This is a genomic window from Marinobacter sp. bablab_jr008, from assembly GCF_016464145.1.
Lineage (GTDB): Bacteria > Pseudomonadota > Gammaproteobacteria > Pseudomonadales > Oleiphilaceae > Marinobacter > Marinobacter nauticus.
On sequence record NZ_JACDWW010000089.1, the window covers coordinates 109,312 to 130,050 of the forward strand.

The window sequence follows — 20,739 nt, forward strand, 5'->3', positions numbered from 1 at the left end:
ATGATAAACGCCATCTTACGCTTCTCGGTAGAGCGGCGGTTTTTAACGTTATCCCTTATTCTGGTGCTGGTCGGCGTGGGCGTGTGGAGTTTTCAGCGCCTGCCCATCGACGCGGTGCCGGATATCACCAATGTCCAGGTACAGATCAACACCGAGGCACCGGGCTATTCGCCCCTGGAGGCAGAGCAACGCATCACCTTCCCGGTGGAAACGGCCTTGTACGGCCTGCCCAACCTGTCCTATACCCGGTCCCTGTCCCGCTACGGCCTGTCCCAGGTCACGGTGGTGTTCGAGGAAGGCACGGACATCTATTTCGCCCGCAACCTGATCAATGAGCGCTTGGGCGCCATCAAGAGCGCGCTGCCACCCGGGCTGGAGCCGGAGATGGGTCCCATCGCCACCGGTCTTGGCGAGATCTTCATGTACACCGTAGAAGCCCTGCCCGGTGCCACTCAAGCGGATGGCAGTCCGCTGGACGCTACGGCACTGCGTGAGATCCAGGACTGGATCATCAAACCCCAGTTGGCCCAGGTGCCCGGCGTGATCGAGGTCAACACCATTGGCGGCTACGACAAGCAGTACCACGTCACGCCGTCGCCCCAACGGTTGCTGGAGTTCGGCATCACGGTGGATGAACTGGTCAGCACCCTGCGGGCCAATAACACCAATCGCGGCGCCGGCTATATCGAACGCAACGGCCAACAGCTGTTGGTGCGCTCGCCCGGGCAGCTGGCCACCATTGGCGATATTGAACAGGTGGTGATTGCCAACCGGGATGGTGTGCCAGTCCGGGTAGCCGATGTAGCTGAAGTGGCCATTGGCAAGGAGCTGCGCACCGGCGCCGCCACCCGCGACGGCAAGGAAACGGTGATGGGCACCGCCATGATGCTGGTGGGGGAAAATTCCCGGGCGGTAGCACAGGCGGTGGCCGAAAAGCTGGAGGCCATTCAGCCCTCCCTGCCCGACGGCGTCAAGGTGGAGGCGGTATACGACCGCACAGCCCTGGTGGACAAGGCGATTGCCACGGTGGAGAAGAACCTGCTTGAAGGGGCACTGCTGGTGATCGTGGTGCTGTTTCTGTTGCTGGGCAACCTGCGCGCCGCCTTGATCACGGCAGCTGTCATTCCGCTTTCGATGCTCGCCACCATCACCGGTATGGTGCGGTCTGGCGTATCCGCCAATTTGATGAGTCTGGGGGCGCTGGATTTCGGCCTGATCGTCGACGGCGCGGTCATCATCGTCGAGAACTGTATCCGGCGCCTGTCCCAGGCCCAGCACCAGGGTCAGTTGGCCCTCAAGGAACGTCTGCAATTGGTGTTCGAGGCCACCAACGAAGTGATTCGTCCCAGCCTGTTTGGTGTCGCCATCATTACTGTGGTGTACCTGCCGATCTTTGCTCTCACCGGGGTCGAGGGCAAGATGTTCCACCCCATGGCGGCCACTGTCGTAATGGCACTGCTGGCGGCCATGGTGCTGTCACTGACCGTGGTGCCCGCCGCTGTTGCGGTCTTTATGGGGGGCAAGATCAGCGAAAAGGAAAGCCCGGTAATCAGCGGTGCTAAATCGCTCTACAGGCCTGCGCTGCGGGTGGCTATGAGGTTCCGCTGGCTGGTGTTGGGCGGCGCGACCACGCTGGTAGCGGTCTGTCTCTGGCTGGCGACCACCCTGGGGTCGGAATTTATTCCACAACTGGATGAAGGGGATATTGCACTCCATGCCCTGCGCATCCCGGGCACCGGGTTGGAGCAGTCCATCGAGATGCAATCGCAGCTGGAAGAACGGCTGAAGGCCTTTGGGGAGGTGGACAAGGTGTTCGCCAAGATCGGCACGCCGGAAGTGGCCACCGACCCCATGCCCCCCAGCGTAGCGGACAACTTTGTTATCTTGAAGCCCCGCAGCCAATGGCCGAACCCAGACAAAACCAAGGATGAACTGGTGGCGGAAATGGCAGCAGCGGTGGAAATGCTTCCCGGCAACAAGTATGAGTTCACCCAGCCCATAGAAATGCGCTTCAACGAACTGATCTCCGGCGTGCGCGCCGACCTCGGCATCAAGGTGTTCGGCGATGACCTGGATCAGCTGCTGGCATCGGCCAACGACGTCCTTGAGGTTGTGGAATCCATGGAGGGCGCCGCCGATGCCCGGGTCGAACAGGTGACCGGCCTGCCCATGCTGTCGGTACACCCCAAGCGCATGGCGCTATCCCGCTACGGGCTGACCGTGGATGATCTCCAGGATCTGGTGGCAGCCGGTGTCGGGGGCGAAAACGCCGGCCTGATTTACGAAGGCGACCGCCGCTTCCAGTTGGTGGTGCGTCTTCCCGAAGACATCCGCCGGGATGTGGACAGCCTCGCGGACCTACCTGTCCCCCTGCCGGACGGTGGCTATGTGCCCCTGTCGGAAGTGGCCGAGCTGGAGCTGGCTCCGGCGCCCAACCAGATCAGCCGGGAAAACGGCAAGCGTCGGGTGGTGGTCACCGCCAACGTGCGGGACCGCGACCTAGGCGGATTTGTCGAGGAAGCACAGGCGCGCATTGCGGACGACGTGGACCTACCCGCCGGATACTGGCTGGATTACGGCGGGACCTTCGAGCAACTGCAGTCCGCCAGTCAGCGGCTTGCCATCGTGGTGCCCGTGACCCTCGCCATCATCCTCGCACTCTTGGTGATGGCCTTCGGCTCCCTCAAAGATGCCTTGATCATCTTCACCGGCGTGCCACTGGCCCTCACCGGCGGGGTTCTGTCCCTGTGGCTGCGAGACATGCCCCTGTCGATCTCGGCGGGTGTTGGCTTTATCGCCCTCTCCGGGGTGGCGGTGTTAAACGGCTTGGTGATGATCGCCTTTATCCGCGATCTGTGGCACGAGCAGGGTGACCTGATGAAGGCCATTGTCGAAGGCGCCCTGATCCGCTTACGGCCGGTATTGATGACCGCCCTGGTAGCAAGCCTCGGCTTTGTACCCATGGCACTCAATACCGGCACCGGTGCCGAAGTACAGCGTCCTCTGGCGACCGTGGTGATCGGCGGGATTATCTCGTCCACCCTGTTGACGTTGTTTGTACTCCCTGTGCTCTATGCGCTGTTGCATGGCAGAAGTGCCAGTAACTCCACGCCCACAGGCGACATTAATCACGACACTGATAGTTAACCAACACTCCATCGTGGGGGGGGAATCTCCCCATGATTTTTTCAATGTTCTTTTATTGCGGTTTATATCCTGGAAAGACTATGAACGATCCACCCAAGCAACGAATAGATGACTTGAAAGAAGCCTCACCCTTTCGAACACATCGCATCCACGCCATCAACAGTGACTGGTATTTTTTAACCCGTGAAGGTCAAAATATCGGGCCATTCCCGAACAAAAAAGCGGCCGAAGACAGCCTTGCGGAACTCCTGAAAACTGTCAAAATGGATGAGTAGCCAATGGCCCAAAATCCACAAAGTCGCCAAGGTACAGGCGACCAGGCACAGAGTAAGCTGAATACAGCAGATGCCTCTTTATAAATAGCCACCAACTAGGTTAACCCAATGAGTCACGACCATGTGCATATACCCCCCGAGACCAAGGATAAACGCGTTGCCATCGCCATCTGGGCGAACGGGATCCTGACCCTGGCTCAGATTGGGGGAGGTATCTTTGCCGGCAGTCTCGCCCTTATCGCGGACGCCTTGCATAACTTCTCTGACATGGCCTCACTCGTCATCGCGTTCGCGGCGCAAAAAATTGCGCGCCGCCAGGCTGACGCAAGGATGACCTTTGGCTACGGACGCATTGAAATCGTTGCAGCTCTCATCAACTACACTACCTTGATCATTATCGGGATCTACCTGGTTTACGAAGGTGGCATGCGGATAATCGATCCTCCAGAGGTAAAGGGCTGGTGGGTCGTCTGGCTTGGTGGTATCGCTCTGGCTGTGGACGCCTTGACAGCGTTGCTCACCTATTCGATGCAGAAAGACAGCGTCAATATCCGTGCACTGTTTCTTCACAATCTGTCGGATGCACTCGCGTCGGTCGCCGTGGTCATTGGCGGGACTCTTATTTTGCTCTACGACATGCGCTGGGTTGATCCTGCCATCACCATCGGTATCGCGGGCTATATTCTCTACCTGGGCCTGACAGAAATCGGCGGCACCATCAGAACACTCATGCTGGGTAGCCCGGTGGACATCGATACCGATGCCGTCATTGTTGCCCTCTCCAACATCGAAGGCGTTATCGACCTTCACCATGTGCATTTTTGGCAGATGGGCGAACACGATGCCTCGCTGGAGGCCCATGTGATTATCGAGGAAAGTGCATGGGATCAGCTTGAGAATATCAAATACAGGATAAAACAGGCTCTGGCGCAGGAATTCAACATACGTCATTCAACACTGGAATTCGAGCACCCGGACCACATGCACAAGGATGCCCACACCTATGGGCACGGTTGACAGAAAATTCTCCATAAGCATCGGCGAGAGCGGCGACTATTTTAATAGGCCGCCCAGGCGCGGAATTTTGCCGGCATGAATCCGAGCAGCGAGAAAGAGCCAGAGACTAATAGCGCAGTTGCAGAATACGCCGGGCGCCATTCAGCACAATCAGCCCGATGATCAGACCAATGACCAGGTCGGGATGACGGGAGCCCGTCCAGGCGACCAATACACCGGCGACGATAACCCCCACATTGGCGATGACATCATTAGCCGAAAAGATCCAACTTGCTTTCATGTGTGCGCCGCCGTGCCGGTTTCTTGCGATAAGCACCAGACACCAGACGTTGGCCGCCAGGGCCACAAGACCAAAACCCATCATTAACGCGGATACAGGTTCGCTGCCGAAGACAAATCGCCGCCCGACTTCAGCCAGGACTCCCAGCGCCAGAATCAACTGAAGCCAACCGGAAAAATGCGCAGCGCGCAGCTTCATCCGTACACTGTGTCCAACGGCATACAGTGCCACGCCATAGACGGCGGCATCAGCAAACATGTCCAAAGAATCCGCGATCAAGCCAGTGGATTGCGCCAGCCAGCCTACTGTCAGTTCAACCACGAACATAACGCCGTTGATGGCCAGCAACCACTTCAGTATACCGGCTTCGACCTGGGCGGTTGCCTCTTCCTTCTCCCTGGCCAGGACTAGATCCCCTTCCCCCACCGGGGTGGTTTTTTCCAGCGTGGCACCCAGCCCCAGGGAGCGCATCCTCTCCTCGATGGCAGCCCCATTGTCGCCATGGAATACCCGCACCTTCCGATTCGGTGTATCGAACTCCAGTAAAACGCGGGGCTCAATACTGTCCAGAGCCATGCGGATCATCCCCTCTTCCGACGGGCAGTCCATTTTTGGTACCCGGTAGTCACTGACATAGCCATGCTGCAAAGCTACGTCAGTATTCGCTATCCCAGAGGTGGGGGCACTGGCAATCTTGTTGCTCTGACAGTTGTCATTGCACGGGTCAGACATCGAATAAAGCCCTTGTGGATGTACAGACAGCCACTATAAACTCTATAACAACTATAGAGTCAATCGGAATATTGAGAGATGATGAAAATCGGCGAACTGTCGAAAGTGACTGGCTGCTCCGTGCAAACCATCCGGCATTATGAAAAGGAACATTTGATTGCCTCTGTAGAACGCAGTGAAGGCAATTTTCGCCTGTACGATGAAGCTGCCGTTGAGCATTTGCTGTTCATCAAGCACTGCCGCAGCCTGGATCTCAGTTTGCCGGAGATCCGGCAGTTGTTGGCTTTAAACCGGTCACCCGGTGCGCAATGTGATGATGTGAATCGGATGATGGATAGGCATATCGAGCAGGTGGAGGCGCGTATCCAGGAACTAACCAAACTGAACGAGCAACTGAGAATGCTGCGCCGCAGCTGTTCAAACCGTCGGACAGTCGAGCAATGCGGCATATTGCGGAATTTGTCGGCTACTCCGGTTTCGAGCGGCTGACACCCGGTTCCAAAAACTCTCCTGAACGTTCTGTAACAGGGGCATTTTTCCAGCGTAGGCGCCGACCGCAATGGTGAGAGAAGAACTGCACAGCGGAAAACCGGTCAGTCTGTTGAATGACTGGTTTACCACCTATGACGGCTATTACCTGTATTACCCGAGTCGCCGTCAATCATCCCCGCTGTTTCGCTTGCTGGTGGATGCACTGAGGTTCAAATAGAAAAACCGGGTAATTCCAGGTAATTAATCAAAGTCCAAAAACAAACAACCCGGCAATGGCGCCGGGTTGAATGAACGCCTGTCATTGACAGACGGTTACCAGAGAGTGCCCGTCGTTGCCGGCTACTCCCACTCAATGGTTGCAGGCGGCTTGGAAGAGATGTCGTAGGTTACCCGCGAAACACCGGAGATTTCGTTGATAATCCGGTTTGACACGGTTTCGAGCAATTCATACGGCAGGCGCGCCCAGCGAGCCGTCATGAAGTCGACGGTTTCAACCGCGCGAATAGCGATGACATATTCATAGCGACGGGCATCACCCACTACACCCACTGATTTCACCGGCAGGAAGACGGCAAACGCCTGGCTGGTCTTGTGGTACAGATCAGCACGGTGCAACTCTTCCAGGAAGATCGCGTCGGCACGGCGGAGGATGTCCGCGTACTCTTTCTTGACCTCGCCGAGGATACGAACGCCCAGCCCCGGCCCCGGGAACGGATGGCGATACACCATGTCGTATGGCAGACCCAGCTCAAGGCCGATCCGGCGCACTTCGTCTTTAAACAGCTCGCGCAGCGGCTCTACCAGCTTCATCTTCATGGTTTCCGGCAAGCCACCCACATTATGGTGGGATTTGATGACGTGAGCTTTACCGGTTTTGGACGCCGCAGATTCGATTACGTCCGGGTAAATGGTGCCCTGGGCCAGCCAGTTCACATCTTTGATGTTGGCCGCTTCGTCGTCGAACACGTCAATGAAGGTGTTACCGATGATCTTGCGCTTCTGCTCCGGGTCGTTCACACCCTTGAGCTTGGACAGGAACAGATCTTCGGCGTCAACCCGGATAACCTTCACGCCCATGTTACTGGCAAACATGTCCATCACCTGATCGCCTTCGTGCAGACGCAGCAGGCCGTTGTCCACGAACACGCAGGTAAGCTGGTCACCGATGGCTTTATGCAACAAAGCCGCCGTAACCGAAGAATCCACCCCACCGGACAGGCCCAGCAACACTTTGTCGCTGCCGACCTGCTCCCGGATCTGCCGAACCGCGTCATCCACGATTTTCGCCGGCGTCCAGAGCGCTTCGCAGCCACAGATGGTCATCACGAAGTGTTCCAGAATTCGCTTGCCTTGCAGCGTATGCGTCACTTCCGGATGGAACTGGACACCGAACAAGCCGCGGCTCAGATCCTGCATGGCTGCAATCGGCGCACTTTCAGTGGAAGCCAGCAGTTCAAAACCTTCAGGCATGGCCACCACTTTGTCACCGTGGCTCATCCACACATCCAGCAGAGATTCACCGGCCGGCGTCAGATGGTCTGTAATGTCCGCAAGAAGTGGACCCTTGGCACGCACTTTCACCTGGGCGTAACCGAACTCCCGCTTCTCGGAACTGGCCACCCGACCACCGAGCTGCTCAGCCATGGTCTGCATGCCGTAGCAGATACCCAGGACCGGGATGCCCCGATCAAACAGACCTTCCGGCGCGCGCGGGCCACCCAGCTGGGTTACCGATTCGGGGCCGCCCGCCAGAATAATCCCCTTGGGATTGAACTCGTTGAGCTCGTCATCGGTGATATCGAATGCCTTGATCTCGCAGTAAACGCCGATTTCGCGAACGCGACGGGCGATCAACTGGGTGTACTGGGAACCGAAATCGAGAATCAGGATACGGTGGTCGTGAATGTTCTGGGCCATGGAGTCCTCGGGCTGTAAAGAAACAACGCGGCCCGGAAACCGGGCCGCGTCTGATCAGGCAAAGATTAACCGATTCGGTAGTTGGGCGCTTCTTTGGTGATGGTCACATCGTGAACGTGACTCTCACGCATACCGGCATTGGTAATGCGAACAAACTCGGGCTTGGTACGCATTTCGTCCATAGTGGCGCTACCGGTGTAGCCCATGGAGGCCCTGATACCGCCAACCAGTTGATGCACGATATTGCGCATCGGGCCTTTACAGGCCACACGGCCTTCAATGCCCTCCGGCACCAGTTTCTCGATGCCTTTGCTGGCATCCTGGAAATAACGGTCGCTGGAACCCTGGCCCATCGCGCCGATAGAGCCCATGCCACGGTACGCCTTGTAGCTGCGGCCCTGGAACAGTTCGACTTCACCCGGAGCCTCATCGGTGCCTGCCAGCAGGCTGCCGATCATGACGCAGTGAGCGCCAGCAGCAATGGCCTTGGCGATGTCTCCGGAGAAGCGGATACCGCCGTCTGCAATCAGTGGCACACCGCGGTCCTTCAGGGCAGCGGCGACATTGGAAACCGCAGAAATCTGGGGCACACCAATGCCGGCGACGATCCGGGTGGTACAGATGGAACCGGGGCCGATACCTACCTTCACAGCGTCAGCGCCAGCTTCGGCCAGCGCGATGGCAGCATCACTGGTGGCGATATTACCGCCAATGACCTGAACATCCGGGTAGTTTTGTTTCACCCAGCGAACCCGATCGATCACGCCCCTGGAATGGCCATGGGCGGTATCAACCACAATCACATCCACGCCGGCTTCTGCCAGTGCGGCAACGCGAGCTTCGGTGTCGCCGCCAGTGCTGACCGCGGCACCAACTCGCAGGCGCCCCTGCTCGTCTTTGCACGCTAGCGGGTAGTCCTTGGCTTTCTGGATGTCTTTTACCGTGATCAGGCCACGGAGCTGGAATTGGTCGTTTACCACCAGAACTTTCTCGATGCGGTGGCGATGCAGAAGCTCTTTTACCTCGTCCAGATCGGCGCCTTCCTTGACGGTAACGAGCTTGTCCTTGGGCGTCATGATGTCCCGCACCGGAGTATCCATGCGGCTTTCGAAACGGATATCACGGCCGGTCACGATACCGACAAGGTCATTGCCATCCACAACCGGGAGGCCTGAGATATTGTTGGCCATGGTGATATCGACCAGCTCGCGCACGGTGGTCTCGGGAGATACGGTGATCGGATCCTTGACCACGCCACTTTCGAACTTCTTGACCTTGCGGACAGCAGCCGCCTGCTGCTCCACCGTCATGTTCTTGTGCATGATACCGATACCGCCTTCCTGGGCCATGGCAATGGCCAGCTCCGCCTCGGTTACCGTATCCATGGCCGCCGACACCAGCGGAATATTCAGGGTAATACCCTTGGTCAGCTGGGTTTTCAGGTCGACCTGGTGAGGGAGAACTTCAGAATATCCGGGCACGAGCAGAACGTCGTCAAACGTGAGGGCTTCTTCGGCAATACGCAGCATTGGGATCCGCCTTTTGAACATGCTAAGTTGGGAATTTCCGTGCCGCACCCGCGGCGGTGCGACAAAGCAAAATCCTTAATCGATCTATTATAAAGTGGTGCGTAAGGACAGTAAACCGCGCGGTTTTTGCCATTTGGTTGCATCTTTTTGAATTTCCGTTATTTTTGGCCATCTCTTTCGGCTATTGCTTATGAATAATCCTGGAGCCCGCCCTGTGAGCACCCCCTATCCGGACACCCGCCCACGAGCACTCACAGTCAGTGAGCTCAACCACCAGGCGCGCCACCTGCTGGAATCAAGCTTTATGCAGGTCTGGGTTGAGGGGGAACTCTCCGGCTTTTCCAGACCATCCTCCGGGCACTGGTATTTCTCGCTCAAAGATCAGAAATGCCAGATCCGGTGTGCCATGTTCCGTGGCGCCAACCAGCGGATCCGCACCCTGCCCCGGGAAGGAGACCAGATCCGGATTCGCGGCAAGGTGACCCTGTACGAGAACCGCGGGGATTTCCAGATCATCGTGGAACACCTCGAACCCGCCGGCCTGGGTGCGCTCCAGCAAGCTTTTGAGGCACTCAAAGCGAGACTCCAGAGTGAAGGCCTGTTTGATCCGGCCCGAAAGAAACCGATTCCCGCCACGCCCAGGCATATTGGTGTGATCACCTCACCAACTGGCGCCGCCATTCACGATATCCTGACGGTACTCAAGCGACGTTGCCCGGCTATTCCGATCACGCTCTATCCCACCGCCGTTCAGGGCCAGGCGGCCACCGCAGATATCGTCCAGGCCATTGACCGTGCTCAACGGCACGGTCTCGCTGACGTCCTGATCATCGGCCGTGGTGGCGGCTCCCTGGAAGACTTGTGGTGCTTCAACGAAGAAGCCGTCGCGCGGGCCATTGCCGCCTGCCCCATCCCGACCGTCAGCGCCGTTGGCCATGAGGTCGACGTTACCATTGCTGATTTTGTCGCGGACTTGAGAGCCCCCACGCCGTCGGCCGCCGCTGAGAAGATCTCACCCGACCAGCAGGACTGGCTCCGTCGACTGACCGAACAGCAGGGACGTCTTGGCCAGTCTGCACGCCGCTTATTGCAAAGGCTGGATAACCAGTTGGGGCACCTGTCTGCCCGGCTCCGGGATCCTCGACGGGAACTACTGGAAAAGGCGCAACGCATGGATGAGCTTGAGCTGCGACTGAACAAGGCCATCCGTAACAGACTGGACCAGCAGAAGCAGAAAACCGATTACCTGCTTCAAAGGATGAGCGCGCAATCCCCACGCCGAACCCTGAAAACCGCAAGTGAACAGACCCAACAGCTCGAGGAACGCCTGACACTCGCGGCCCGGCACCTGCTGCGCCAAAAAGACGAGCGATTGCAGCACATTGCACAAACCCTTCATGTGGTCAGCCCCCTGGCCACCCTCGGAAGAGGCTACGCCATCGTCAGGGACGACCAGGGCCGTATTGTTCGCAAGGCCGGCGACCTGGAAACCGGCGATCAGATTACCGCAAGACTTGGACGCGGCTCGGTGTCAGCCCAGGTGACGGAGATCAATTCTTCGTCGGAATAGTGCCGCAGAGCCTGGCAACTACGCCTATGGTCTACTAGCCCCGGATTTCAAAGCTCCTAAAGTTGTCAATAACAACGATAAAACAACAACACGCACAACTGAGGTGGAGCACAATGAGCTACAACTCCGAATTTCGCCGGTCCATTGACCAGCGGGATGATTTCTGGCGCGAGCAGGCGCAGCACATCGACTGGATCAAAGCACCGAATACGATCTGGCGCGCCCTCGACAATGGCCACGGCGAGTGGTTTCCAGACGGGGAACTGAACACCAGCGACGTTGCTCTGGATGCCAATATCCGTGCCGGCCGTGGCGACCAGAAAGCCCTGATTTACGACTCCCCGGTCACCAATACCAAGCAGTCATTTACCTACAACGAACTGCGTGATGAAGTCGCTCTGTTTGCCGGCGCCCTGCGCGCCCGCGGAGTCGAAAAAGGTGACCGCGTCATCATCTACATGCCGATGATTCCTCAGGCAGCCATCGCCATGCTGGCCTGCGCCCGGCTCGGCGCTATCCATTCGGTGGTCTTCGGCGGGTTTGCCGCACACGAACTGGCCGTTCGCATTGAAGATGCCAAGCCCAAGGCCCTGATTACCGCCTCCTGCGGCATCGAAGTTACCAAAGTGATCGAATACAAACCGCTGGTAGACAAGGCCATTGAGCAATCAAGCCACAAACCGGAAGCCTGCGTGGTATTCCAGCGGCCGCAGGTCAAGGCAACCATGCAGGAAGGCCGAGACTTTGACTGGAACGAGATCGTGGCCAACGCCACCCCGGCTGATCCGGTACCCGTCAAGGCCAACGACCCGCTTTATATTCTCTACACCTCCGGTACCACTGGAAAACCCAAAGGTGTTGTCCGTGACAACGGGGGCCATGCCGTTGCTCTCACGTACAGCATGAAGCTGGTTTACGATGCCAAACCCGGCGACGTTTACTGGGCGGCCTCAGATGTTGGCTGGGTGGTGGGCCACAGCTACATTGTTTATGCACCGCTCTTTACCGGCTGCACCACCATTTTTTACGAAGGCAAACCGGTAAAAACCCCGGATGCCGGCGCATTCTGGCGTGTGGTTCAGGATCACAAAGTCAACATGCTGTTTACCGCGCCCACCGCATTCCGTGCAGTGCGCAAGGAAGACCCGGAAGCAGATCAGCTGAGCCGCTACGATGTCTCCTCTCTCAAACGCATCTTCCTGGCCGGCGAGCGCCTGGATCCCCCGACCTACGAATGGCTGAAAGAGCACACCGGGCTGCCCATCCTCGATCACTGGTGGCAGACCGAAACCGGCTGGGCCATTTGCTGCAACCCGGTTGGCATTGAAATGATGACTACCAAACCCGGTTCTGCAACCGTCCCCTCACCCGGCTTCAACGTTCAGGTGGTGGACATGGAAGGCAGCCAGGTGCCGGCGGGCGAACAGGGTCAGATGGCGGTGAAACTGCCGCTGCCCCCAGGCTGCCTGATGACCGTATGGGGTGACGACAAGCGCTTTCAGAACAGCTACCTGAAGCCGATTCCTGGCTTCTACAGCTCAGGCGACGGTGGCTTTATCGATGATGACGGCTACGTCTTCATCATGGGTCGGACGGATGATGTGATCAACGTCGCCGGGCACCGGCTCTCTACCGGCGAGATGGAAGAAGTCGTTGCGTCCCATCCGGCCATCGCGGAATGCTGTGTGGTGGGCGCCCATGACGACATGAAGGGACAGATTCCGGTTGGCCTGGTGCTGATCAAAGATGGCGCCACTATCGACCAGGACGAACTGGAGGAGGAGCTGGTAGAGATGGTTCGCGAGAAGATCGGGGCCATTGCCTGCTTCCGCCGGGCCATCGTTGTTGACCGTTTACCCAAAACCCGCTCCGGCAAGGTCCTGCGACGTATTATTCGCCAGATTGCCGATGGGGAGGAGTACACGGTACCCAGCACCATCGACGACCCGGCCATACTGGAAGAAATCAGCGAGAAATTCGGTCGCTGATCAAACCTCCATCCGCTGAGCCACACAACACCCGGGGCGCTCTTGATCAAGAGCAGCCCCGGGTTTCACTTTCATTACAACTTATTGTTTTTTATCAATTAAAAAACGCTTGCTGATCATAAAAAAAACAATTGACGCCGTTCAAAGTCGGTCTATACTGAAAATTGCTGTGTACTTCTGCAGCGTTATTTGGCGAATGCGTTACAACGTCCTGCCCTTGGCTTTTCGTTGCCCCTTCCTCAGTGCGCTCCGGATGTCCCAGCTCGAAAGAAGGTCCCGTGAGGGAAAATTATCAGTAAGACAGGAAAGATCGATGTCCGATACCAAAACCGGCCACGTGAAGTGGTTCAACGAATCCAAGGGCTTTGGCTTCATCGCCCAGGAAGGCGGCAGTGACGTTTTCGTTCACTACAGTGCAATCAATGCAAACGGGTTCCGTACGCTGGCCGAAGGTCAGCAGGTACAGTTCACCGTAACCCAGGGCCCCAAAGGCCCGCAGGCCGAAAACGTAACGCCGCTCTAAGCCGTTATGTTAACGTCCTGATGCCCCTCACGGGCAGAAACAAGAAAGGCCGGTAATCCTTGGATTACCGGCCTTTCTGTTTGTTTCAGGGATTATCCGTTCAGGCAGTCTCGGCTGCTTCTGCAGAAACAGACTCGGACCGCCTATCATCGAGCACCTGAGCGACAGCCGAGAACAGGGCCTGCAACGTTGCCGAGGTGGTATCCTCCGCCAGGGCTGCCGCACTGCAGTGCTCGCCATTGGCGGTAAGCCGGATACACGCCAGGGCATTGGCGTTGGTACCTTCGCCCAGCGCGAACTCATCATAGGCTTCCACCGCCACCGAGACCCCAAACTGCCGGGACAGTGCATCGGAAACCGCCTCAACGGCTCCCAACCCACGACCTTCAAGGGTAACCGGCGCTGCATCACCGCCCACAACCACCTCGGCCCGCACACCATTATCATCACGGTGCAGATCGTAGGAGCGAAGTGCCCAGTCGCTGTGCACCTTCAGATAACGCTCTTCAAACAGACGGTGGATGGTGTGTGAATCAATCTCTCCACCATTGGTTTCAGCTTCGCGCTGGACCACCTTGCTGAACTCGATCTGCAGCCACCGCGGCAAGGTAATGTCGTAGTCGCGCTCGAGTACGTAAGCGACGCCGCCTTTGCCGGACTGACTGTTGATACGAACCACTTCCTCGTACCGGCGCCCGACATCGAATGGATCGATGGGCAGGTAAGCCACGTTCCAGGCATCGCCCTCTTTCCGACGGGAGAGACACTTGCGAATGGCGTCCTGATGGCTGCCGGAGAAAGCGGTAAAGACCAGCTCACCAGCATAGGGATGACGCGGATGAGTGGAAATTTCGGTGCACGCCTCCACCACTTCGGTGATTTCGGCCATGCCGGACAGATCCAGGGTAGGGTCAATCCCCTGGGAATACAGGTTCATGGCCATGGTGACCAGGTCCATGTTACCGGTGCGCTCGCCGTTGCCCATCAAGGTACCTTCCACCCGGTCTGCACCCGCCATCACGCCAAGTTCGGCAGCTGCCACCGCGCAGCCCCGGTCATTGTGGGTATGCAGGCTGATGCTGATGTGCTCCCGGTAGCGAATGTTGTCGCAGATCCACTCCACCTGGTCTGCGAACACATTGGGCGTTGCCATTTCAACGGTCGCCGGCAGGTTAATGATGACCGGCTGGCCCTGGTCCGGGCGCCAGACATCGTTGACGGCATCAATCACACTGGCCGCAAAGTCCAGCTCCGTACCGGTAAAACTCTCTGGCGAATACTGGAAGGTCCACTCCGTGTCCGGATAGCGGGCGGCGATATCCCGCACGATGGTGGCGCCGTGGACCGCGATATCGCGGATACCGTCCCGGTCCAGACCGAACACCTGCTCCCTCTGCACGGTCGAGGTGGAATTGTAAACGTGAACAATCGCCCGTTTGGCGCCCTCAAGGGCCTGATAAGTCCGCTCGATCAATTCAGGGCGAGCCTGGGTCAGGACCTGGATCTTTACATCATCCGGAATCCGGTTTTCTTCGATCAGCTTGCGACAGAAATCAAAGTCTGGCTGGCTGGCTGCCGGGAAACCGATTTCGATCTCTTTGAAACCCAGCTTGACCAGCAAATCGAATAAGCGCTGCTTCTGGGCAACAGACATGGGTTTGACCAGGGCCTGGTTGCCGTCCCGAAGATCTACAGCGCACCAGGCCGGGGCTTTCTGGATAACCTGATCGGGCCAGCGACGGTCTTTCTTGGCGACCGGCTGGAAAGCAACGTATTTGCGATGGTCAAAAGCCATGATGAAAATTCCTTCCGATATCAAACAGTGATTGGAACACACACAGTGTAAAGGCTGGAGCGAGCTATTTGGTTGCCATTTTCTGGCCGCACGACCAGATAATGCCATATAATTTCATAAATTCTTAAATAAGAGACAGAAAATGCCCGATACCGAGAAAACGCTTGTCAAAATTGACAAGCTGGACCGAAAAATCCTCGAACAATTGCAAAAAGACGGCTCACTGACCAATCAGCAACTGGCCGAGAAAGTCGGGCTATCCCCTTCCCCCTGCCTTCGGCGAGTTCGCGCCCTCGAGGAGGCGGGCATTATCGTGCGAACGGTCACCATTCTGGATCACAAAAAACTGGGGCTGTCGCTCACCGCCATTATTCTCATTGGCATGGACCGGCATACACCAGAGCGATTTGCCGCGTTTGAGGAACAGGTGGGGGAATACCCGGAGGTTCAGGAGTGTTATCTGATCACTGGTCAGAGTGCGGATTACATGCTCAAAGTGGTCGTGCCGGATATGGACCACTACCACCACTTCCTGTTAAACAGGATAACCCGTATTCCCGGCGTTAGCGGTGTTCACTCCAGCTTTGTTCTCCGGCGCGTCATCGACAGCACCGCGCTGCCGCTGGGCTATTTGTCCTGAGCCACCAGGTAGTCCAGATAAGCGCGGGCCATGGTTTTCATTTCCTGTACCAACAATACGCCCTGCTCATCCGGCAGGGTGGCCGCCAGCCGAAGAATCGTGCCGGCAGAACGGGGTAACAGCAAACTGGCTGTCCAGCGACGATCTGCCGGCAAATCGGGATACTCCTCCTGCAGACGGGCATCCAGGTCCCGGGCGTTGCTGTAGAGTTCGCGAAGATCCAGCTGCCTCAGTTCCGGCATGGCTTCCACACCGCTCCAGATCGCGGAATAGGCGGGCTCGGTGCGGTAGAAGTCGTAAAACAGATCAATCAGGACATCCACCGCGTCGCTCAGGCTCAGCTGCGGGAGCTTGGCCCTCAGCGCCTGCTCCATCTTCTCAACATGTCGCTCCGCAATAGCATTGACAATCGCCGCTTTATTCGGGAAATAGCGGTAAAGCGATGCCAGAGACATGCCGGACTGCCGGGCGATGGCCGACATACTGGTGCTGTCGACGCCCTGCTCGTGAAAGATCCCGGCAGCATGCTGCAGTATGGTGTTCACCCGTTCCCGGCTGCGGGCCTGAACCGGGCGCCGGCGGGGTGACACATCGATGGATTCGTCAGTCATTATCTGTACCTTGTGATGCAGGCTCCGTACAATAACGCCCACTCTACGACAATGAAAGGCTGTGGCGGGCATCCCGCCTTGCCAATTAGTCTGACTCCCACTTTTCTGATGACAGCGGAAGACACGATGCGAGCGAGCCGTTACCTGATAGCTACCCAGAAAGAGACCCCTTCCGACGCCGAAATTATCAGCCATCAGCTGATGCTGCGGGCGGGCATGATCCGTAAACTGGCCGCCGGCCTTTACACCTGGTTGCCGTTAGGGTTGCGCACCCTGCGTAAGGTGGAGCGAATCGTCCGTGAAGAAATGGACAAGAGCGGCGCCCAGGAAGTTCTGATGCCGGCGGTACAACCCGCCGAACTGTGGCAGGAATCCGGCCGCTGGGAACAGTACGGTGGAGAACTGCTGCGCCTGAACGACCGCCATGGCCGCGATTTCTGCTTCGGCCCTACTCATGAAGAAGTTATCACCGATCTGATCCGGAACGAACTGAAAAGCTACAAAGAGCTGCCGGCCAACTTCTACCAGATCCAGACCAAGTTCCGCGATGAGCGCCGGCCGCGGTTTGGCGTGATGCGCGCCCGCGAGTTCATCATGAAGGATGCCTACTCGTTCCATCTGAACGCGGAATCCCTGGATGAAACCTATAAGGTGATGCACCAGACCTACTGCAACATTTTCGACCGGCTGGGGCTCGACTACCGCCCGGTACAGGCGGACTCCGGTTCCATTGGTGGCAGCTCCTCCCATGAATTCCACGTGCTAGCCTCCTCTGGCGAAGACGCCATCGTATTCAGCACCAGCGGTGACTACGCCGCCAACATCGAAAAAGCCGAAGCGGTAGCACCTGCCGGCGAGCGCCCTGCCCCCGGCGAGGAACTGAAAGAGGTTCATACCCCGGGTCAACGCACCATCGACGCTGTTTCCCAGTTCCTGGGCCTGCCGGCTGAGCGCAGTGTGAAAACACTGCTGGTAAAGGCAGAGGCGGATGAGAATGGTGAATCCGGCCTGGTGGCCCTGATTCTGCGCGGCGATCACACCCTGAATGAGATCAAGGCTGAGAACCTCCCCGGCATTGCCGAGCCGCTGACCATGGCAACCGACGAGGAAATCGAAAAAGCCATCGGCTGCAAGCCAGGCTCCATCGGCCCGGTCAAGCTGCCGGTGCCGGTTATCGTGGATCGCAGCGCAGCACACCTGGCAGATTTTGTCTGCGGCGCCAACAAGGATGATTATCACCTGACTGGCGTAAACTGGGAACGTGATGCCGAAATCAGCCGTGTGGAAGATCTTCGCAATGTGGTCGAGGGCGATGCCAGTCCGGATGGGAACGGCACACTGGAGATCCGTCGCGGTATTGAAGTTGGCCACATTTTCAAGCTGGGCAACAAGTACAGCAAGGCCATGAACGCCTCGGTTCTGGATGAACACGGCAAGACTTCGATAATGGAAATGGGCTGCTATGGTATTGGCGTTTCCCGCATCGTCGCGGCGTCCATCGAGCAGAACCACGACGAGAAGGGCATCATCTGGCCGGATGCCATCGCACCGTTCGAGGTGGCCATTGTTACCCTGAATGGCCACAAATCTCCGGTGGTGGCCGAGGCTGGCGACAAACTGTACAAACAGCTTCGCCAGGCTGGCTACGATGTTCTGCTGGACGACCGGAACGAACGCCCGGGTGTGAAATTCGCAGATATGGAGCTGATTGGCATCCCCCACCGCTTCGTGGTCTCAGAACGCGGCCTGAGCGCAGGAACCCTGGAATACAAGGGTCGGCGGGACGAGGAAAAACAGGATATTTCTGTGGATGAGGCTCTGTCGTTCCTGGTGAAGGCGTCGCCCAAAGGCGGCTTGTAACCCTGATCAAACTCACCGGGAGACTGCCTTCAGTCTCCCGGTGAGTTAACGACGTCTCCGCAGATCAGGCGTTGCCCACGATCCCCGGCTCCATCTCCAGCTCAACGCCGAATTTCTCAAGCACAGACTGGCGCACGTCATCAGCCAGGGACAGCACATCCTGGCCAGTTCCACCGGAATGATTGATCAGCACCAGCGCCTGGCGGTTGTGAACCCCCACCCGACTGTTGCGAAACCCTTTCCATCCGGCCTGATCAATAAGCCAGGCTGCCGCCAGTTTGATCTGACTATCAGCAGGATAGAACACAACGTCCGGAAACCGGGCCTGAAGCTCCCGGAACTGAGGCAATCCGATTACCGGGTTCTTGAAGAAACTGCCCACATTCGGCAATACCGCAGGATCCGGCAGTTTGCGATGACGGACAGCCATCACGCCCTCGGCCACCGCCAGGGGTGTTAACTCAGCCTCGTTAACGTCGCCAAAGTAATCCTCAAGATCCCGATAACCAATCTTCAAAGGCGCATTACGGGACAACCGGAGCCGGATTTCAAGGATGATGTAGAGGCCCGGCCGGTGCTTGAACAGGCTGTCGCGATAACCGAATTCGCAGGCGCTTGCAGGCAGGGTTTCAACCTTCAGAGTCTGGCGGTTCAGTACCGTGACACTGTCAAGACAGTCACCCAACTCGGTGCCATAAGCCCCGATGTTCTGTACCGGGGCGGCACCGGCGGTGCCCGGGATCAACGCCAGGTTCTCGATCCCGCGATAACCGGAACGGGCGGCGTAAAGCACAGCCTCGTGCCAGTTCTCACCGGCTTTCAACACCAGTACCGCGCCGTGATCGTCTACCTGCTCCCAGCTTCGGCCACGCAGTGCCATCCGGATGACCAGGCCGGGATAATCGCCGGCAAACACCAGATTACTGCCACCGCCCAGTACCAGAATGGACTGTTCGTGGTTACAGGCCCAGGAAAGCGCCTGTTTGAGCTGATCCGGATTTTCGACTTCCACCAGGTATCGGGCCGTTACGGGCACAGCCAGGGTATTCAATCCCTGAAGGCTGGCCCACTCCTGAATCTGCAGATCCTGACTCAAGCCAGCCGCCCCCGGATTTCGTCCAGGAGGCCGGAACTGGCGTCATGAATCAGATCAAGCACGTGCTCAAATCCATCCTCTCCGCCGTAGTAAGGATCGGGCACCTCGGCCAACCGGGAGTCACCGTAATCCAGAAACAAGCGCGGCTCCGTGCCCCCATTCTGGTGCCAGACCTCTCGAACATCCGCGAGATTAGACCGATCCATCACCAGCACATAGTCAAAGTGATCCAGATCTTCTGCACGGAACTGGCGGGCACGAAGGTCGCTGATGTCGATACCACGGCGCGCCGCGGCGGCAGTTGCCCGCTCGTCCGGAGATTTACCGATATGCCAGTTGCCGGTGCCGCAGGAATCAATATGCAGTCTGTCGAACAGGCCTTGTTCCCGGGCGAGGTGGCGAAAAACGCCCTCAGCACTGGGAGAACGACAAATATTGCCCAGGCAGACAAACAGCACGCTTACACGATCAGCCACGGGCACCCCCTTTTTCCATCAGCGCCCGCAGACGGGCCAGATCCTCTTCGGTATCTACCCCCGGAGCAGGAGGCCGGTCCGCCACATCCACATGAATAAGAGCGCCGTTATAGAGTGCCCGCAACTGTTCCAGGGATTCCACCCGTTCGGTGGGGGCCGGCAGCCAGGTAACAAACTCACTGAGCACACTGGCACGATAACCATAGATGCCAATGTGCCTGAAATAGCCGATGCCATCCGGAAGGTCCACGTCCTGGGTAGCAGCCCCCGCTGGCCAGAAGTCCCTGGCCCAGGGAATCGGTGCCCGACTGAAATAATGAGCCATGCCCCGGGCATCGAAGACCACTTTCACAACATTGGGGTTGAACACCTGGCGGGCATCGTGAATCCGCTCGCACAGTGTTGCGATGGCGGCCTCCTGGTACTGTTCAAGGTTATCGGCAACCTGATTGATCAGTTCAGGCGGTATCAGAGGCTCGTCCCCCTGAACGTTGACCACGCGATGATCCGGATCCAGCTGCAGCTTCCTCGCCACTTCTTCAAGGCGGTCTGTGCCACTGGCATGATGGGGCGAGGTCATGATGACTTCTGCACCAAAACCAAGACACGCCTCCTCGATACGGGCATCGTCGGTCGCGACCACCACGCGGCTGGCGCGGCTCTCATTCGCCCGCTCGCAGACATGCTGGATCATCGGCTTGCCGGCAATCATGGCCAGAGGTTTGCCGGGCAAACGACTGGAAGCGTATCGAGCGGGAATGACAACGGTAAATGACATGGTTGCGTCCTGC

General features: G+C 57.8%; 18 protein-coding genes. 10 read left to right on the forward strand and 8 right to left on the reverse strand.

Annotation, left to right across the window (positions count from 1 at the left end; all coding sequences use genetic code 11):
* The 3 genes from JIF53_RS18535 (at position 1) to JIF53_RS18545 (ending at position 4,439) form a co-directional block, all read left to right on the forward strand.
* On the forward strand, positions 1-3,147 hold the full coding sequence (locus tag JIF53_RS18535) for an efflux RND transporter permease subunit (RefSeq protein WP_044629832.1): 3,147 nt from the start codon (positions 1-3) through the stop codon (positions 3,145-3,147).
* An 80-nt stretch (positions 3,148-3,227) separates the two neighbouring features.
* The gene (locus JIF53_RS18540; protein WP_044629833.1) at positions 3,228-3,422 is read left to right on the forward strand and encodes a DUF6316 family protein; all 195 of its coding nucleotides are present in this window, start codon (positions 3,228-3,230) and stop codon (positions 3,420-3,422) included.
* Between the two features lie 108 nt (positions 3,423-3,530).
* Positions 3,531-4,439 (forward strand): cation diffusion facilitator family transporter, encoded by a 909-nt coding sequence (locus JIF53_RS18545; RefSeq protein WP_042924023.1) that lies wholly within the window; start codon positions 3,531-3,533, stop codon positions 4,437-4,439.
* Positions 4,440-4,545: 106 nt separating this feature from the next.
* Here JIF53_RS18545 and JIF53_RS18550 read toward each other — a convergent pair whose 3' ends face one another.
* On the reverse strand, positions 4,546-5,451 hold the full coding sequence (locus tag JIF53_RS18550) for a cation transporter (RefSeq protein ID WP_153740021.1): 906 nt from the start codon (positions 5,449-5,451) through the stop codon (positions 4,546-4,548).
* Between the two features lie 81 nt (positions 5,452-5,532).
* Here JIF53_RS18550 and cadR point away from each other — a divergent pair, with 81 nt between their 5' ends.
* Together cadR and JIF53_RS18560 are read left to right on the forward strand one after the other, a co-directional pair.
* A complete protein-coding gene (gene cadR / locus JIF53_RS18555; protein ID WP_063142036.1) occupies positions 5,533-5,940 on the forward strand; it encodes a Cd(II)/Pb(II)-responsive transcriptional regulator in 408 nt (135 codons plus the stop codon).
* A gap of 70 nt (positions 5,941-6,010) precedes the next feature.
* Positions 6,011-6,160, forward strand: coding sequence for a hypothetical protein (locus JIF53_RS18560; protein WP_080530605.1), 150 nt, complete (start codon positions 6,011-6,013; stop codon positions 6,158-6,160).
* A 122-nt stretch (positions 6,161-6,282) separates the two neighbouring features.
* On the opposite strand, the gene guaA is transcribed toward JIF53_RS18560, so the two are convergent.
* Positions 6,283-7,860, reverse strand: a complete 1,578-nt coding sequence (gene guaA / locus JIF53_RS18565) for a glutamine-hydrolyzing GMP synthase (protein WP_014421253.1) — start codon at positions 7,858-7,860, stop codon at positions 6,283-6,285.
* A gap of 65 nt (positions 7,861-7,925) precedes the next feature.
* Complete coding sequence (gene guaB, locus JIF53_RS18570; protein ID WP_199453938.1) at positions 7,926-9,389, reverse strand: IMP dehydrogenase; 1,464 nt, start codon at positions 9,387-9,389, stop codon at positions 7,926-7,928.
* Positions 9,390-9,579: 190 nt separating this feature from the next.
* On the opposite strand from guaB, the gene xseA reads away from it, so the two are divergent.
* From xseA to JIF53_RS18585, 3 genes are all read left to right on the forward strand, one after another.
* Complete coding sequence (gene xseA, locus JIF53_RS18575) at positions 9,580-10,959, forward strand: exodeoxyribonuclease VII large subunit (RefSeq protein ID WP_206769661.1); 1,380 nt, start codon at positions 9,580-9,582, stop codon at positions 10,957-10,959.
* 62 nt (positions 10,960-11,021) lie between these two features.
* On the forward strand, positions 11,022-12,947 hold the full coding sequence (locus tag JIF53_RS18580; RefSeq protein WP_199453942.1) for a propionyl-CoA synthetase: 1,926 nt from the start codon (positions 11,022-11,024) through the stop codon (positions 12,945-12,947).
* 313 nt (positions 12,948-13,260) lie between these two features.
* Entirely contained in the window at positions 13,261-13,470 is a 210-nt protein-coding gene (locus JIF53_RS18585; protein ID WP_011785214.1) for a cold-shock protein, read from the forward strand.
* 100 nt (positions 13,471-13,570) lie between these two features.
* On the opposite strand, the gene leuA is transcribed toward JIF53_RS18585, so the two are convergent.
* Positions 13,571-15,265, reverse strand: coding sequence for a 2-isopropylmalate synthase (gene leuA / locus JIF53_RS18590; RefSeq protein WP_199453944.1), 1,695 nt, complete (start codon positions 15,263-15,265; stop codon positions 13,571-13,573).
* A 142-nt stretch (positions 15,266-15,407) separates the two neighbouring features.
* Between leuA and JIF53_RS18595 the strand changes: the two genes are divergently transcribed.
* On the forward strand, positions 15,408-15,905 hold the full coding sequence (locus JIF53_RS18595; RefSeq protein ID WP_011785216.1) for an Lrp/AsnC family transcriptional regulator: 498 nt from the start codon (positions 15,408-15,410) through the stop codon (positions 15,903-15,905).
* Here the strand turns inward: JIF53_RS18595 and JIF53_RS18600 are convergent.
* Complete coding sequence (locus JIF53_RS18600) at positions 15,893-16,516, reverse strand: TetR/AcrR family transcriptional regulator (RefSeq protein WP_153740024.1); 624 nt, start codon at positions 16,514-16,516, stop codon at positions 15,893-15,895. The two genes, JIF53_RS18595 and JIF53_RS18600, sit on opposite strands and share 13 nt — an antisense overlap.
* A gap of 126 nt (positions 16,517-16,642) precedes the next feature.
* Between JIF53_RS18600 and JIF53_RS18605 the strand changes: the two genes are divergently transcribed.
* Positions 16,643-18,376 (forward strand): proline--tRNA ligase, encoded by a 1,734-nt coding sequence (locus JIF53_RS18605; RefSeq protein WP_153740025.1) that lies wholly within the window; start codon positions 16,643-16,645, stop codon positions 18,374-18,376.
* Between the two features lie 64 nt (positions 18,377-18,440).
* On the opposite strand, the gene murB is transcribed toward JIF53_RS18605, so the two are convergent.
* Genes murB through kdsB form a run of 3 tightly spaced genes read right to left on the reverse strand, consistent with a single transcriptional unit; the run spans position 18,441 to position 20,726 of the window.
* On the reverse strand, positions 18,441-19,472 hold the full coding sequence (murB, locus tag JIF53_RS18610; RefSeq protein ID WP_153740026.1) for a UDP-N-acetylmuramate dehydrogenase: 1,032 nt from the start codon (positions 19,470-19,472) through the stop codon (positions 18,441-18,443).
* Complete coding sequence (locus JIF53_RS18615) at positions 19,469-19,948, reverse strand: low molecular weight protein-tyrosine-phosphatase (RefSeq protein ID WP_153740027.1); 480 nt, start codon at positions 19,946-19,948, stop codon at positions 19,469-19,471. Before JIF53_RS18615 ends, murB begins: the two co-directional genes overlap by 4 nt.
* Positions 19,941-20,726 (reverse strand): 3-deoxy-manno-octulosonate cytidylyltransferase, encoded by a 786-nt coding sequence (kdsB, locus tag JIF53_RS18620; protein WP_014421244.1) that lies wholly within the window; start codon positions 20,724-20,726, stop codon positions 19,941-19,943. Before kdsB ends, JIF53_RS18615 begins: the two co-directional genes overlap by 8 nt.
* Between the last annotated feature and the right edge of the window lie 13 nt (positions 20,727-20,739).